14 protein-coding genes are annotated in these 14,334 nt (G+C 72.1%); 2 read left to right on the top strand and 12 right to left on the bottom strand.

What is annotated here, in order from left to right:
- Positions 1–21: 21 nt before the first annotated feature.
- The 3 genes from ACGFRB_RS01675 to ACGFRB_RS01665 form a co-directional block, all read right to left on the bottom strand.
- Positions 22–1,305 (bottom strand): MFS transporter, encoded by a 1,284-nt coding sequence (locus ACGFRB_RS01675; RefSeq protein WP_393237592.1) that lies wholly within the window; start codon positions 1,303–1,305, stop codon positions 22–24.
- A 153-nt stretch (positions 1,306–1,458) separates the two neighbouring features.
- Positions 1,459–2,514 (bottom strand): alcohol dehydrogenase catalytic domain-containing protein, encoded by a 1,056-nt coding sequence (locus ACGFRB_RS01670; protein WP_393237589.1) that lies wholly within the window; start codon positions 2,512–2,514, stop codon positions 1,459–1,461.
- Positions 2,511–3,569, bottom strand: a complete 1,059-nt coding sequence (locus tag ACGFRB_RS01665) for an SDR family NAD(P)-dependent oxidoreductase (protein ID WP_393237586.1) — start codon at positions 3,567–3,569, stop codon at positions 2,511–2,513. Before ACGFRB_RS01665 ends, ACGFRB_RS01670 begins: the two co-directional genes overlap by 4 nt.
- Positions 3,570–3,670: 101 nt before the next feature.
- Between ACGFRB_RS01665 and ACGFRB_RS01660 the strand changes: the two genes are divergently transcribed.
- Positions 3,671–4,681 carry a cyclase family protein gene (locus ACGFRB_RS01660; protein ID WP_393237583.1) on the top strand — a complete coding sequence of 337 codons (1,011 nt, stop codon included), beginning with the start codon at positions 3,671–3,673 and terminating at the stop codon, positions 4,679–4,681.
- A 244-nt stretch (positions 4,682–4,925) separates the two neighbouring features.
- Here ACGFRB_RS01660 and ACGFRB_RS01655 read toward each other — a convergent pair whose 3' ends face one another.
- The 4 genes from ACGFRB_RS01655 to ACGFRB_RS01640 form a co-directional block, all read right to left on the bottom strand.
- Positions 4,926–5,543: an ATP-binding protein gene (locus tag ACGFRB_RS01655; protein WP_393237580.1), complete on the bottom strand. Its 618-nt coding sequence runs from the start codon at positions 5,541–5,543 to the stop codon at positions 4,926–4,928.
- Between the two features lie 364 nt (positions 5,544–5,907).
- Complete coding sequence (locus tag ACGFRB_RS01650; protein WP_393237577.1) at positions 5,908–6,963, bottom strand: acyl-CoA dehydrogenase family protein; 1,056 nt, start codon at positions 6,961–6,963, stop codon at positions 5,908–5,910.
- A gap of 8 nt (positions 6,964–6,971) precedes the next feature.
- Complete coding sequence (locus ACGFRB_RS01645; RefSeq protein WP_393237574.1) at positions 6,972–8,105, bottom strand: acyl-CoA dehydrogenase family protein; 1,134 nt, start codon at positions 8,103–8,105, stop codon at positions 6,972–6,974.
- A 69-nt stretch (positions 8,106–8,174) separates the two neighbouring features.
- Positions 8,175–9,365 (bottom strand): amidohydrolase family protein, encoded by a 1,191-nt coding sequence (locus tag ACGFRB_RS01640; RefSeq protein ID WP_393237571.1) that lies wholly within the window; start codon positions 9,363–9,365, stop codon positions 8,175–8,177.
- 162 nt (positions 9,366–9,527) lie between these two features.
- Between ACGFRB_RS01640 and ACGFRB_RS01635 the strand changes: the two genes are divergently transcribed.
- Positions 9,528–11,204: a class I adenylate-forming enzyme family protein gene (locus ACGFRB_RS01635; RefSeq protein WP_393237568.1), complete on the top strand. Its 1,677-nt coding sequence runs from the start codon at positions 9,528–9,530 to the stop codon at positions 11,202–11,204.
- Between the two features lie 59 nt (positions 11,205–11,263).
- Here ACGFRB_RS01635 and ACGFRB_RS01630 read toward each other — a convergent pair whose 3' ends face one another.
- The 5 genes from ACGFRB_RS01630 to ACGFRB_RS01610 form a co-directional block, all read right to left on the bottom strand.
- Positions 11,264–11,932, bottom strand: a complete 669-nt coding sequence (locus ACGFRB_RS01630) for a class I SAM-dependent methyltransferase (protein WP_393237565.1) — start codon at positions 11,930–11,932, stop codon at positions 11,264–11,266.
- A 158-nt stretch (positions 11,933–12,090) separates the two neighbouring features.
- Positions 12,091–12,558, bottom strand: a complete 468-nt coding sequence (locus tag ACGFRB_RS01625) for a glycine-rich domain-containing protein (RefSeq protein WP_393237562.1) — start codon at positions 12,556–12,558, stop codon at positions 12,091–12,093.
- 134 nt (positions 12,559–12,692) lie between these two features.
- Positions 12,693–13,490, bottom strand: coding sequence for a helix-turn-helix domain-containing protein (locus ACGFRB_RS01620; protein ID WP_393237559.1), 798 nt, complete (start codon positions 13,488–13,490; stop codon positions 12,693–12,695).
- A gap of 66 nt (positions 13,491–13,556) precedes the next feature.
- Entirely contained in the window at positions 13,557–14,087 is a 531-nt protein-coding gene (locus tag ACGFRB_RS01615; RefSeq protein WP_393237556.1) for a DUF6879 family protein, read from the bottom strand.
- Positions 14,011–14,322 carry a hypothetical protein gene (locus tag ACGFRB_RS01610; RefSeq protein WP_393237553.1) on the bottom strand — a complete coding sequence of 104 codons (312 nt, stop codon included), beginning with the start codon at positions 14,320–14,322 and terminating at the stop codon, positions 14,011–14,013. Before ACGFRB_RS01610 ends, ACGFRB_RS01615 begins: the two co-directional genes overlap by 77 nt.
- Positions 14,323–14,334: the final 12 nt, after the last annotated feature.

Raw genomic sequence — 14,334 nt, 5'->3', positions numbered from 1 at the left:
CAACCCGCCGTCCGGCTCCGCTCACGCGGTCGGACGCGGCTTCTCCTCCTCGTAGGCCCCCTCGTGGACCTCCTCGCGCACCTCGCTCTCCCCTGCCTCCCCCGGCCGGCGCTCCCCGCGCGCCGGGAGCCCGCGCTCGCCCCAGAATCCGAGGACCGTCAAGGTCACCGTCAGCGCGACGCCGCACAGGATCGCCGTCGAGGGGGCGACGACCTTGAGAAGGCCGCCCGCGAGGGTGCCGCTGGCGGCGTAACCGGCGCCGACGGCCGCGTACATCACCGAGTACCCGGCGGCGACGGCCCCGGGCGGCAGGACCGCGCGCAGGGCGAGGTTACGAGTCAGCATGGCCGGGGCCTGGAGCACTCCGGCGACGGCCAGGGCGACGGCCATCGCGGCGGTCCACGGCAGGACGGCCACGAGCGCGACTCCGACCGAGACGGCCAGCGTCAGGACGGCCGCCTGGACCGGCAGCCGCCCAGGCCAGGAACCGCGCAGACCGTAGAGGAACGCGCCGACCGCCGAACCGAGGGAGAAGCCGGCGAGCAGGGGCCCGGACCAGCCGATCGTGATGGCGCGCTGTTCGAGCAGGGCGGGCAAGATCAGCTCGGCGAGCGCGAGCAGGCTGAGCCCGGCGGCACCGGTGACGTACACGGGCCAGGCGCGGGCGATCAGACGGCCCAGCGAGCTGTCGCTCTTCTTCCCCCGGCCCGCGCGCTTCGCCGTGCCCTCGTCCTGCCAGCCGACCGGCAGCAGCCACAGCCCGGCACCCCCGAGGGCCTGGAGCACCGCCTGGAGCAGCAGCGGTACGGCGGGGTCCATGCCGAGCGCCAGACCGGTGACGAGGGCCGGGGCGACGGACCAGGTGGCGAAGGTCAGCATCGACTCCATGCTCATCGCCTGGGTGACGGCCCGCTCCGGCACCAGGCTGGTCAGCAGGGCGCGCAGCCCGCCGGGTACGGCCGCCGGACCGGCCCCGGCGAGGAACGCGAAGACGCCGAGCAGCACCGGTTGCCCACCGCCGCCCAGCAGCCCGAGCCCGCCGAAGCCGATCGCTCCGGCGGCGAGTCCGGCCGCCAGCTGGGGGCGCGCCCGTTCCGGGTTCATCCTCAGTCCGAACAGAGGCGCGGCGACGATCTCGCCGATCACGTACGCGGCGGCGAGCACCGCGCCCAGGCTGTAGCCGCCGGGCTGCTCGCGGACGAGGAAGACCAGCGCGAGCGGGGCCATGGCGACGGGCAGACGGGAGAAGACGACGACGCCGGACCAGGAGAGGACGGAACGCGTGGCGAGCTGGCGGTAGGACATGGGTGCGACCGTAGGGGAGGTGCGCCGGAGCGCGCATGCCGGAAAGGCCGTTCCCGCCGGATGAACCGCGTATGTCCAACCGCCCGGACCGCCCGGACCGCCCGGACCGCACGGACCGCGCGCCCCGCACTCCGCCCCCGCACGCCCCCCTCCTCAGAACGTGAGCACCGCGCGCGCCACCCTCCCCGCCTCCGCGTCGGCGACCGCCCGCGTGAACTCTTCGACGGGATAGACGGCCGTGACGAGTTCGTCGAGCAGCAGCCGCCCGGCCTGGTAGAGGTCCGCGTACAGCGCGATGTCCTTCTGGGGGCGGGAGGAGCCGTAGCGGCAGCCCAGGATCGCCTTGTCGAGGAACATCGCGGCGGGCGCGAACGCCGCCTCGGCGGCGGGGGCGGTCATGCCGAGCAGGACGGCCTGGCCGTGCCGGTCGAGCAGGTCTATGGCGGTCCGGACGAGTCCGGTGTGGCCGACGCACTCGAAGACGTGGTCGGCGCCGGTGGGCAGGATCTCCCGGACGGCGGCGGGGTCGGCCGAGGTCAGGAAGTGGGTGGCACCGAAGCGGCGGGCGGTGTCCGCCTTGGCCGGGTTGGTGTCGGCGGCGACGATCGTCGCCGCGCCCGCGATCCGCGCGCCCTGGAGGACGTTGAGACCGACGCCGCCGGTTCCGATCACGACGACGGTGTCGCCGGGCGCGACGCGGGCACGGTTGAGAACGGCGCCGACGCCGGTGAGGACACCGCAGCCGAGCAGGGCGGCCGGGGCGAACGGGATACCGGTGGGGATCCGTACGGCCTGGACGGCCTGGACGACGGTGCGTTCGGCGAAGGAAGAGTTGGAGGCGAACTGGAAGAGCGGCACGCCGGCTTGAATGAACGGACGGCCCGGCCGCCCGATCGCCCTCCGGCACATCGTCGGCCGGCCCCGGTCACAATCGGCGCAGGCCCCGCAGTTGGCGAGGGTGGACAGGGCGACATGGTCGCCGGGCGCGACATGGGTGACGCCGGGGCCGACGGCCGCGACGACCCCGGCGCCCTCGTGGCCGAGGACGACGGGCACCGGGAACGGGATCGTGCCGTCGACGACCGCCAGATCACTGTGGCAGAGCCCGGCGGCCCGGATCGTCACCGCCACCTCGCCGGGGCCCGGCTCCCGTACCTCCAGATCGTCGACGACCCGCACCTCCGCGCCGTCGAACACGACCCCTCTCACGACCCGTCCTCCTCAAGGGAGTTCACGTGACCCGAACCCTCCGTACCCTCCGAACCCTCCGTACCCTCCGAACTCTCCGAACCGCCCGAGCCCTCCGAACCGCCCGCGCCTTCCGCGCCTCCCCCACGTCCCGCTCGGTTCGGCCGCGCGCCGGACGCCGCCGCGCGGGCCATCGCCTCCACCTGTCGCAGCAGGGGCATCGGGTCCGTGCCCACGGTCCCGGGCAGGAAGTCCGCGATCCGTTCCGGCGTCCACGGGCCGCCCTCCGCGTACCCCGCCCGCAGTTCCCTGGGCTGCGCCCACACCGCGAGCTTGGGCCCGGCGATCGTGTAGACCTGCCCGGTGATCCGCTCGCCCCCGGCGTCCTTCGCGCGGTCGGAGAGCAGATAGACGACGAGGGCCGCCACGTCCTCCGGTTCGCCGATCTCGGTGAGTTCCACGGGTACGTTGGCGGACATCCGGGTACGGGCGACGGGCGCGACCGCGTTGGCCGTGACGCCGTACTTGTGGAGCCCGAGCGCCGCGCTGCGGACCAGCGAGATGACACCGCCCTTGGCGGCCGCGTAGTTGGCCTGGGCGACCGAGCCCTGGTGATTGCCGCTGGTGAAGCCGATGAGGGTGCCCGAGCCCTGGCGGCGCATCACGGCGGAGGCGGCGCGGAAGACGGTGAAGGTGCCCTTGAGGTGGGTGGCGACGACCGGGTCCCACTCCTCCTCCGACATGTTGAAGAGCATCCGTTCGCGCAGGATGCCCGCGACGCACACGGCGCCGTCGATCCGGCCATACGCGGCGAGTGCCACATCGACGAGCCGCTGCCCGCCCGCCATGGTCGAGATGTCGTCGGCGACGCCGACCGCGGTGCCGCCGGCCGCCTCGATCTCCTTGACGACCGCCTCGGCGACCGCGCTCGTCGGCTCGCCGCCCTCGATCGAGACCCCGTAGTCACCCACGACGACCTTGGCCCCGTGGGCCGCGCAGGCCAGGGCGACCGCGCGGCCGATCCCCCGCCCCGCGCCCGTCACGGCGACGACCTTTCCTGTCAAGAAGTTCCCCACGCCGACCCCTTCCCGCACTTTCTGACGGCCCGTTAGATTCATGCGTGGGCTGGATTCTACGACCCGTCAGATACCGGAGAACAAGACCCCGGAGCCGCCCGATGCCCTCTCCCGCACCCTCTCCCGCCCCTTCCCCCGAACCGCGCCCCGCGACGCCGCCCGCGTCACCGCTCGCCCCGCCGCCCGCATCCCTCCCCGCCGAGTTCCACGAGATCGCCGCACGCGTCAACAACTGGGGCCGCTGGGGCCGGGACGACGAGATCGGCACGCTCAACCTGATCACCGACGAGTCGGTACGGGAGGCCGCCGTGACCGTCCGCCGCGGGCTGCGCATACCGCTCGCGCTGGAGCTGAAGCAGGACGGCGTCCAGACCGGGGTGATCCCCGGGCGGATCAATCCGCTGCACGTCATGGTCCAGGTCAATCAGGAACTCTTCGGCCCCGGCACCATCGCGACCAGCGACGACATGGTGACCCTCGGACTCCAGGCGGGCACCCACTGGGACGCCCTCACCCACGCCTCGCACTCCGGCCGGATCTACAACGGACGCCCCGCCGCGACCGTCACCGCCCACGGCCGGTCCGCGTTCAGCGGCATCCACACCGCCCGGCATGTGATCGGCCGGGGCGTGCTGCTCGACGTGGCCGCGGCCAAGGGGGTCGACCGGCTGCCCGGCGGTCACGCCGTCACGCCCGAAGACCTGGACGAGGCAGCCGAGTTCGGGCGGGTCGCCGTACGGCCCGGGGACCTCGTCCTCGTACGGACCGGTCAACTGCGGTCCTATCTGGGCGGCGACCGGCACGGTTACGCCTTCCCGTCCCCCGGCCTGTCCGTCCGTACACCCGAGTGGTTCCACGCGCGGGATGTGGCGGCGGTCGCCAACGACACGCTCACCTTCGAGATCTTCCCGCCTGAGATCGAGGATTTGTGGATGCCCGTGCACGCCCTCGACCTGGTCGAGATGGGCATGCTCCAGGGACAGAACTGGAATCTCGAAGAGTTGTCCACAACCTGTGCACAGGAAGGCCGTTACGCGTTCCTGCTGTCGGCGACGCCCGAACCCTTCGTGGGTGGCACCGGCGCACCGGTCGCACCGGTGGCCCTGCTGTGAACCGGACCCCGCGGCCGCGCACCCACGCGTCCGCCGGCACGTCGGCGCGCCGTGAACTGTAGCGCGCGCACCGGGCGCGCGGACCGGGCGGGAAGACCGCGGGTGGCGGCGCACTCGCGCGCGCCCCGAGCACGGCACGACAGCCGCCACCCGTCACGACCCGCGCTCGCCGAGGGGGCACGCCCCTCGACTCCCCTCGCACAACGAATCGCTCACCCCAGGGTGATCAGTGCGCCATGGCCCGTCAACAGTGCACCCGACCGGGTGACATCCACCACGCCGGTCCCGCGCCTGTCCCCTGGGCCGTCCCCGCGCTGGGGGCCGGCACGGCGGGCCGCTCGTCGCGGGGTCCAGTGACGGCGGGCCCGGTGACGGCAGGCCCGGCGGCGGACTCGGTACGGCCGGACCCGGCCACCTCACCCTCCTCCGTCCCGGCACGTCCGGACTCGACACCGACGGTCTCGGTACGCACGGGCTCCACCCGGTCGACCTCGCACCAGATGCTCTTGCCCGCGCCCTCGCGCTGCCAGCCCCACCGGTCGGCCAGACCGTCGACCAGTTCCAGACCGCGCCCGTTCGTCGCGTCGCCGTCCGCGCGCCGGGGTGCCGGCGGCCGGTCGCTCACATCGACGACCTCGACCCGCACCCCCGCCCCGCCGAACAGCATCCGCAGCACGGCCGGGCAGCCCGTGTGCACCACCGCGTTGGTCACGAGCTCGGAGATGAGCAGCACCAACGTCTCCGCCAGCGGCTCGTCCTCCTCTATGCCCGACCGGGCGAGCCGCGACCGCGCCCACCGGCGGGCACGCCCCACCTCGGCCGGGTCCGCCCCGACCTCCAACTGAACCTGAAGCACCTGCACCGTTCACACCATCCGAACCGGCGTCACCGACGACCTAACGGAACGTGATTCCCTTGTGGGACAGCATGGTTGACGTACAGTCACCGCAACAAGCGCTTCGGGCATATTCCAGCGCGAAGGAGTACGCATGGTCCATACTGTGCGACGCACGCTGCGGGGAGTCGAACGAGGGCGCGTAAACCCCCTCGAAAGGGCGTGAATCGCGGGCATCCCGGGATCCGGAGCCGCCTCGGTGGCGGCACCGGCGTGATCCGGGCCCACAAGCACTCGCATCCAACGGAGCGTACCGGAGCAGGCCGCCGACTCCAGGCCGTGACGGCTCCGGTACGGGCCCCGATCGGGCGCGGACGCTGCGTGACGCCCGCTAGAAGGTGCCCGGCAGGCTCGCCGCCACCGCCTCCTCCGCCGCCGCGCCGCCCCCCGGGCGGGCGGCCCGCACCCAGGCTCGCTTCAGATGCAGATGGACCTCTGCTTCCCAGGTGAAGCCCATTCCGCCGTGCACCTGAAGGCAGTCGCGGGCGCACTCCACGGCGGCCTCGTCGGCGAGCAGCCGGGCGCCCGCGATCTCGACCGGGTCGGCGGTGACGGCGGCGGCGTAGACGGCGGCGCGGGCTACTTCCGTTCGGACGAGCATGTGCGCGCACATTTGCTTGACGGCTTGGAAGGCGCCGATCGGCTGCCCGAACTGCTCGCGTACGCGCGCGTGGGCGACGGCGAGGGCGGTGGTACGGCCCGCGCTCCCGAGCTGTTCGGCGGCGGAGAGCAGGGAGGCCTCGCGCGCCCGGGTCTCCTCGGCACCGGGCTCATCCCCGTGCCCGTACTCATCCCCGCACCCGTACCCATCCACGCTCCCGTACCCATCCACGCTCCCGTACCCGTCCCCGGCATATGCCTCGCCGCGCTCGCCTCCCCGGCCGGCCCCGCCCCCCGGCAGCCGGTGCAGGGGCGTGAGCGGGTCGACCGACCGAATCGGCACCGCTTCCCCGTCCCTCGCGTCCCCCAGCACCACGTCCGCCGCGTCCCGCCACTCCACGAGCCCGCCGGCGGCCCGGGTCACCACCACCGCCCCCTCCGCCGCGCCCGGCACCCGCCCCGCCGCCAGGTGGGTCGCGACGAGCGGCCCCGGCAGCAGCGCCCGGCCCGCCTCCTCGAAGAGCAGCACCGCCTCGGGCAGCCCGAGCCCGACCCCGCCCGCGTCCTCAGGGAGCCGCAGCGCGAAGAACCCGGCCGCGCCCAGCTCCCGCCACAGCCCCCGGTCCAGCGCCGCGCCACCCCCGCCGCCCCCGCCGCCCGCGACACCGCACCCGTCGACAGCGGCGTCGACGGCGGCCCGTAGCACCTCCGGCCCGAAACGGCGGCCGAGCACATCCCGTATCCCGCGCACCAGCGCCCGCTGGTCGTCGGTGAGCCGGAAATCCATGGGGTGTCTCACCGGCCCTTCGGCAGGCCGAGCACGCGCTCGGCGACGATGTTCCGCTGGATCTGCGAGGTCCCGGCGGCGATCGTGTACGACAGCGAGGACAGCCGGTCCCGGTTCCACTCCCGCCCGAGGTCGAGCGCGTCGGGGCCGAGGACGGCGGCGGCCGCGTCGTACAGCTCCTGACGGACGTGCGAGTAGCGCAACTTGAAGACGGAGCCACCGGCCCCGGGCACCCCGCCACTGGCGGCGGCCTCGCTCACGTTCCACTGGATCAGCCGCCACAGGGCCTGGAACTCGGCGCCGAGCCTGCCGAGCCGGCGGCGCAGGACGGGGTCGCCCCAGCGGCCGTTCTTCCTTGCCGCGACCGCGAGTTGGCCGAGGACGCGACGGCAGGCGACGACCTCGCCGACGAAAGCGGTGCCGCGTTCGAAGGAGAGCGTGACGAGGGTGACGCGCCAGCCGTCGTTCTCCGCTCCGACCCGGTTGCCGACCGGGACGCGTACCTCGTCGAGGAACACCTCCGCGAACTCGGCCGTCCCGGCGAGGGTGCGCAGCGGCCGTACGGTGATCCCGGGGGCGTCCATGGGCATGGCGAGCCAGCTGATGCCGCGGTGCTTCGGGGCGTCGGGGTCGGTGCGGACGAGGAGTTCGCACCAGTCGGCGACCTCGGCGTGCGAGGTCCAGATCTTGTGGCCGGTGACGACGTAGTGATCGTCGTCGCGGACCGCACGGGTGCGCAGCGCGGCCAGGTCGGAACCGGCCTCGGGTTCACTGAAGCCCTGGCACCACACCTCGTCGCCGCGCAACACCGGCTCCAGCCAGCGGCCTTGTTGCTCGGGGGTGCCCTCGGCGGCGATGGTGGGGCCGGCGTGGAGCAGTCCGACGAAGCCCGCGCCGACGTACGGGGCGCCCGCCCGTTCGGTCTCCTCCAGGAAGATCAGCCGCCGGGTCGGGGAGGCGTCCCAGCGGACGTGGCCGTATCCGGCATCGTAGAGCCGCCGTTGCCAGCCGCAGTCGTACGCGCGCCGGGCGGGCCAGTCCGACGGGTCGGGGCGGGGCGGGAGTTGGGGCAGTGCGCGGCCGAGCCAGTGGCGCAGCCGGGCTCTGAACTCTTCTTCCTCGGTGGAATAGGCGAGTTCCATCGGACAAGGCCCCCCAGTCGAGATCCATCAGACGAGGTCCATCAGGCAAGACACCTCGGACAAGCTCCATCAGACGAGGTCCAGGCCGAGCATGCGGATGGCGTTGCCGCGCATCAGCTTGTGGATCGTCGCGTCGTCCAGGCCGCGGACGTGGTCGAGGGCGACCTGCTTGGTGTGCGGGAAGGTGGAGTCGACGTGCGGGTAGTCGGTCTCGAAGGTGGCGTTGTCGCGGCCGACGACGTCGAGCGAGGCGATGCCGTGCTTGTCGCGGAAGAAGCAGCAGAAGATCTGCCGGTAGTAGTACGTGGACGGCGGCTCGGGGATCAGCTCGCGCACCCCGCCCCAGGCGCGGTGCTCCTCCCAGACGTCGTCGGCGCGTTCGAGCGCGTACGGAATCCATCCCATCTGCCCCTCGCTGTAAGCGAGTTTGAGCTGCGGGAAGCGCACCAGGACGCCGGAGAAGAGGAAGTCCATCATCGAGGCCATGGCGTTGTTGAAGCTGAGTGACGCCTGGACGGCGGGCGGGGCGTCCGGGGAGGCGGCCGGCATCTGCGAGGACGAGCCGATGTGCATGTTGACCACGGTCCCGGTCTCCTGGCACACGGCGAAGAAGGGATCCCAGTAGCCGGAGTGGATCGACGGCAGCCCGAGGTGGGTGGGGATCTCCGAGAAGGTGACGGCCCGGACGCCGCGGGCCGCGTTGCGCCGGATCTCGGCGACGGCGAGCCCGATGTCCCACAGCGGGATGATGCACAGCGGGATGAGCCGGCCGCCGGAGCCGCCGCACCACTCCTCCACCATCCAGTCGTTGTACGCGCGTACACAGGCGAGCGCGACCTCCTTGTCGTGCGCCTCCGCGAAGGTCTGGCCGCAGAAGCGCGGGAAGGTCGGGAAGCACAGGGACGCCTCGACGTGATTGAGGTCCATGTCCGCGAGCCGGGCGATCGGATCCCAGCAGCCGCGCCGCATCTCCTCGCGGGTGATGCCCTCCAGGGTCATCTCGTCGCGGTCGAAGCCGACGGCGGCGATGTTGCGCTTGTACGGGAACCGGAGGTCCTCGTAGATCCACCAGTCGGTGGGCGGCCCGTCGGGGTCCATCGTGATGCGGTACGCGCCGCCGACGTAGGCGAGTTCGCCGATCCCCGCGGTGAGCGGCCGGGGGCCGCGATCGCGGTATCGGGCCGGGAGCCAGGTCGCGAAGAGATGGGCGGGCTCGATCACATGGTCGTCGACGCTGATGATGCGGGGCAGTTCCGTCATGACCCCTCCCGGGATCTGATGGTGCGTCAGATGGCGACTGAGCCAGGCTAGCCCCGCACCCCTGGACCGACAAGGACCCTCCCCCTACGCTCTCCCCCATCGATCTGACGCGGCGTCAGGATGTGTGGGTGTGCCGTACGTCCGGGGCGAGGGGGAACGGATATGTCCGAGAGCGACGGCGGTGCGGCCGGGGTGGACGGCGCGGCCGACGTGACCGGGGTGGACGACGTGCACGGGGCGGACGGGGTGGCCGCGGCAACCGAGGCGGACGATCCGGTCGCGGAGGCGTACGCCCTCGGCGCCTCCCGCACCCTGTGGGAACTCGTCGTACGCCGCGCCGAGCGCACCCCCGACCGCCCGGTCCTTCTCCAAGGCGACCGCGTTCTCACCTTCGGCGGCCTGCGCGACCGCGCCGAGCGCGTCGCCGCCGGTCTGTACGGCAAGGGCGTACGCGCCGGGACGGTCGTCGCCTGGCAGCTGCCCACCCGTATCGAGACGGCGGTCCTCGCCCTCGCGCTCGCCCGCCTCGGCGCCGTACAGACCCCGATCGTCCCGTTCTCCCGCGACAAGGAGACCGGCCACGCGCTCCGCGCGTCCGGCGCCGCGTTCTTCGCCGTCCCCGGCCTCTGGCGCGGCTTCGAGCACACGGCGATGGCCCGGCGGCTCGGCGCGCGCGGAGTCTTCGAGGTGTACGGGCCAGGCACCCTCCCCGACGGCGACCCGGCCGCCCTCCCACCGCCGCCCGCGCCCGCCGACGGCACGGCCGTGCGCTGGATCTACTGGACCTCGGGCACCACCTCCGACCCCAAGGGCGTACTGCACACCGACCGTTCACTGATCGCGGGCGGCTCCTGCCTCGCCCACGCGCTGCGCCTCACGGCCGGCGACGTCGGCTCGATGGCCTTCCCGTACGCGCACATCGGCGGCCTCGACTACACGGTGATGCTGCTGTTGTACGGGTTCCCCGCCGTCATGGTCGAACACTTCGCGCTTCCCGCCGCCCTCGCCGAGTACCGCCGCCACGGCGTCACGACGGCCGGCGGCTCCACCGCCTTCTACGCGATGTTCCTGGCCGAGCAGCGCAAGCGGCCCGGCGAACCGCTCCTCCCCGCCCTCAGGCTGCTCGCCGGCGGCGGCGCGCCGAAGCCGCCCGAGCTCCACCACGCGGTGGTCCGCGAGCTGGGCTGCCGGCTCGCCCACGGCTACGGCATGACCGAGGTCCCGATGATCACCATGGGCGACCCGGCCGACACCCCCGAGAACCTGGCGACGACCGAGGGCCGCCCGCCCGCCGGCATGGAGATCCGGATCACCGCCGGCGACGGCGGGCCCCGCGCGACCGGCGAGGTGGGCGAGGTCCGGCTGCGCGGCGAGGCGGTGTGCCGGGGGTATCTGGACCCGGACCAGACGGCCGAGGCCTTCGACGCGGACGGTTTCCTGCGCACCGGCGACCTCGGGCGGCTGACACCAAGCGGTCATCTCGTCCTCACCGGGCGCCTCAAGGACGTCATCATCCGCAAGGGCGAGAACGTCTCGGCGAAGGAGATCGAGGACCTGCTGCACGAACACCCCGGCGTCGGGGACGTGGCCGTGATCGGGCTCCCGGACGCCGAGCGCGGCGAGCGGGTGTGCGCGGTGGTCGAGCAGCCGCCGGGCGCCACGCCGCTGACCCTGGAGACGGTCACGGACTTCCTGCGCGGGGCGGGCCTGTCCCCCGTCAAGCTGCCGGAGCAGCTGGAGGTGGTGGACGCGCTGCCGCGCAACGACACCCTGCGGAAGGTGCTCAAGTACAAGCTGCGTGAGTGGTACGGGACGGGGGCGGGCCCGGGGCCGGACTGAAGCGGAAACGGAGGCGGAGGCAGAGGAGGAGGCGGACCGCGACGGAGGAGACGCGGGGCTCAGGCAGCCTTCGCCGTGGCCATCAGGGTGCCGAGGGAGCCATCCGGCGATGGGATGACATCGGCTTGGACGTCGGTGAAGCCGTGGCGCTTGAGGGCATCGGCCCACTGCTCGGGGGTGTACTGCCAGCGCAATACCGTCAGCTCGGTCTCGCGGCCTTCCAGCCATGGGCCGCCCATCTTTTGGGCGCCGTACTGGCCGGTGAGGGGCTCGCGGTGAGAGAAGCCGAAGACGCCGCCGGGGGCGAGGCGGCGGGCGATGCGGGGGAACAGTTCGTCGGGGTCCGTGAACCAGACGGCGCCCCACGTGGAGTAGATCGCCTCCCACAGCCGCATGTCCTGGTCGAGGAAGGCACAGGCTTCGGCGTGTACGAATTCCAGGCCGGCGGTGTCGTGCCAGAACCCGCGGGCGCGGTCGACCTGAACGGCGGAGAAGTCGACGGCGGTCACCTCGATGCCGGAACGAGCAAGGAAGGCGGCGTTCCCACCTTCGGCCGGACCGAGGTCCAGCGCGGTCTTGGGGGTGCCGAGGATCTCGGCGCCGGGGCCGATACCGGGCAGACCCGTCCAGTCGAACCGGTCGGCCGCCGGGCGCCGCTGGGGCACCTCGCCGCGGTGGGGGTGGTACTTGTCCCAGTATTCGGCGGGGGTGTCGGGGGCGCTGGACATGAGGCTCCTCGGGAGGTTCTCGGTTCCGGTGCTCGCGACGCTACCGCCGGCACTCCCGTGGCGGAGGAGAAAGCCGAGAACTCCCACATACAGGGATAAAGGGAGCCCGGAGGCGCGCGGGGCGCCTCCGGGTGTGAGCGGGCCTCGCGCCTACGGGATCAGTGGCACTTCGCGCCGGGGCGGCACGGGCCGCACTTGGCGTAGTCGGCCTCCCACAGCTTCCAGTCCACCTCGAACCCGTTGCCGTGGATGATCTGCGCGGTGCGCTCCACCGAGCCGTCGTGCTTGAACGCGACCTCGGGGATGTGCTCCAGGAACCGGCCGTCGAAGTGCTCGTGGGAGAACTCGCGGTAGTTCTTGGTGTCGAGGATGAACACGTGCACGGCGATGTCGACGATCCGGCCGCAGCACATCTCCGACGGCGTCGGCTCGTCCCACTTCTCCATCGCGGTGATCAGGTAGGTGATGGCCGCGTGGAACAGGCGGGTGGCCATGACCTCGTCGAACGGGTAGTCCCGCATGAGGAGGGTGACCTCGCGGTCCCAGACCTCGGGCTTCACGTAGTCGCGGGGATCGCGGTACTCGCCGACGTCCTGCTTCACGGGGGTGTCGAGCGCGATGGTCATGTGGTGCTCCTCTCGATCGTGCTTCGAGTGGTGCAGGGGTGATTCCACCCGGAGCAAGTGGACGGCTCCGGGGTGGAACACCGTAGAAAGCCAGAGGAGTCGATCTCAACGAAGTTGCGACTTATTGCGGAAATTCATCCCAGGGAGCCGAGCGCCGCGGTGATCAGCGCGCGAGCGTCGTTTCCGTAGACCGCCATCTTCGACAGCTCTTCGAACGCCTTCGCATAGTCGGCGAGTTCGCATGGCTGAACGACACCGATTCTCGCGGTGAGGGTTTCCACTGCCACCCGACGGTCGTCGTACAGGTAGAACGCCTCAAGAGGCCAGACCGTGCGCTCGGCGGTGAAGGGGATGATCCCGAGGGAGACCGAGGCCAGCGGCATGACGGTGAGCAGGTGGCGGAGTTGACCGGCCATGGCCTCCGCGTTCCCGACGCGGGCGCGCAGCACCCACTCCTCCATGAGCACCGCGTACCGGTGGCCGCCCTCGTAGAGGAAGCGGGACCGGGCGACGCGGGCCGCGACTGCTTCGGCGACATCGTCGGGGGTGCCCTGGAAGCGGGTGATGCTTCCCAGGAGGGCCGTCGCGTAGGCGGGGGTCTGGAGGAAGCCGGGCACGACGTTGGAGACGTAGACGCGCTGGAGGGACGCCTGGGCGTTGGAGGTGTAGGCGTTCTCCTGAGACTGGCGAAGTCCGTTCCGGTGGAGTCTGCGCCACTCCTGGTACATCGAATCGACGGCACGGGAGATGGCGATCAGGTCGTCCACCTGGTCCTCGGCACCGCAGGCAGCGCACCAGGCGCGGATGTCCGCGCCGGACGGCGCAGCCTCGCCCTTCTGGATACGGGTGGTCTTCGCGGGATGCCAGCCGCACCGGGCGGAGAGTTCCCGACCGGTGAGAGCGGCGTCCTCGCGGAGGTGCGACAGGCGCACGCCGAGGGCTTCCCGGCGGCCTGGGCGCTGGAGGAGGGGGATGCGGCCATGGGAACGCGCCGAGGGTCAGACGGCGTACTGGTCGTGCGGGATGCCACGCTCCCACACCGTCTCGAACGCCACCTCGCACAGTTTCACCACGGCGGGCTCCTCGCTCCACACCTTCGGCTCATCGGGGTGCCAGTCGCCGTCACCAGTCCAGTTGTGCAGCTGGACCAACCGGCCGTCGAACAGCCAGAAGTCCGTCCCCGGCAAGGCGATGTCGAAGGCGCGGCGGCGGGGCAGCCAGCGGACACTCTCGCCCGCGTCGATGTTCATCCGGGTGCCGGCGTGCTCGTATCGGATGTAGTCGGTGACCGGTTCGGAAACGATCCGGGCCCGGCGGATGACGACGCCACGGGAAGCGGCGGACGAGACCATCTCCAGCCAGTTCCGGCGTTCTGCCCGCTGCGCTTCCTCGTCCCACTCGCCGCGCCGGAACGCCGCGAAGATGTCGGCCTCGCCGGCTACCCCGTAGCTGTCACGCATCTCCAGATGAACCGCTGACGTCTGTGTCCGCTCCAGTAGATCCGCGAAGCTGGGCACGTTCTGCGGCATTGCACGCCTCCCTCAACATCGGCACCATGCGGGCCGGGATACGGATCACTGACTCGTGCGCGGGGATGCCTGGAGCGTGGCCGGGGACCCACTGGGTCCGGTCGATCCGGGCCCGAAGTACCTCCTCGGCGGTCACCCCCTGGATGACCAGGTCGGCGGTCTCCTCCTCCACCCACACCGTGGGAGAGCCCTCCTCACCGGTGTGGGGATCCATCCCGACGAACTGTAGATCCATGGCGATCTCCCC

The sequence above is a fragment of the Streptomyces sp. NPDC048718 genome (genome assembly GCF_043198875.1).
Classification (GTDB): Bacteria; Actinomycetota; Actinomycetes; order Streptomycetales; family Streptomycetaceae; genus Streptomyces.
Note: the sequence above shows the minus strand (reverse complement) of the source record. Positions and strands in the feature narration are given on the sequence as shown.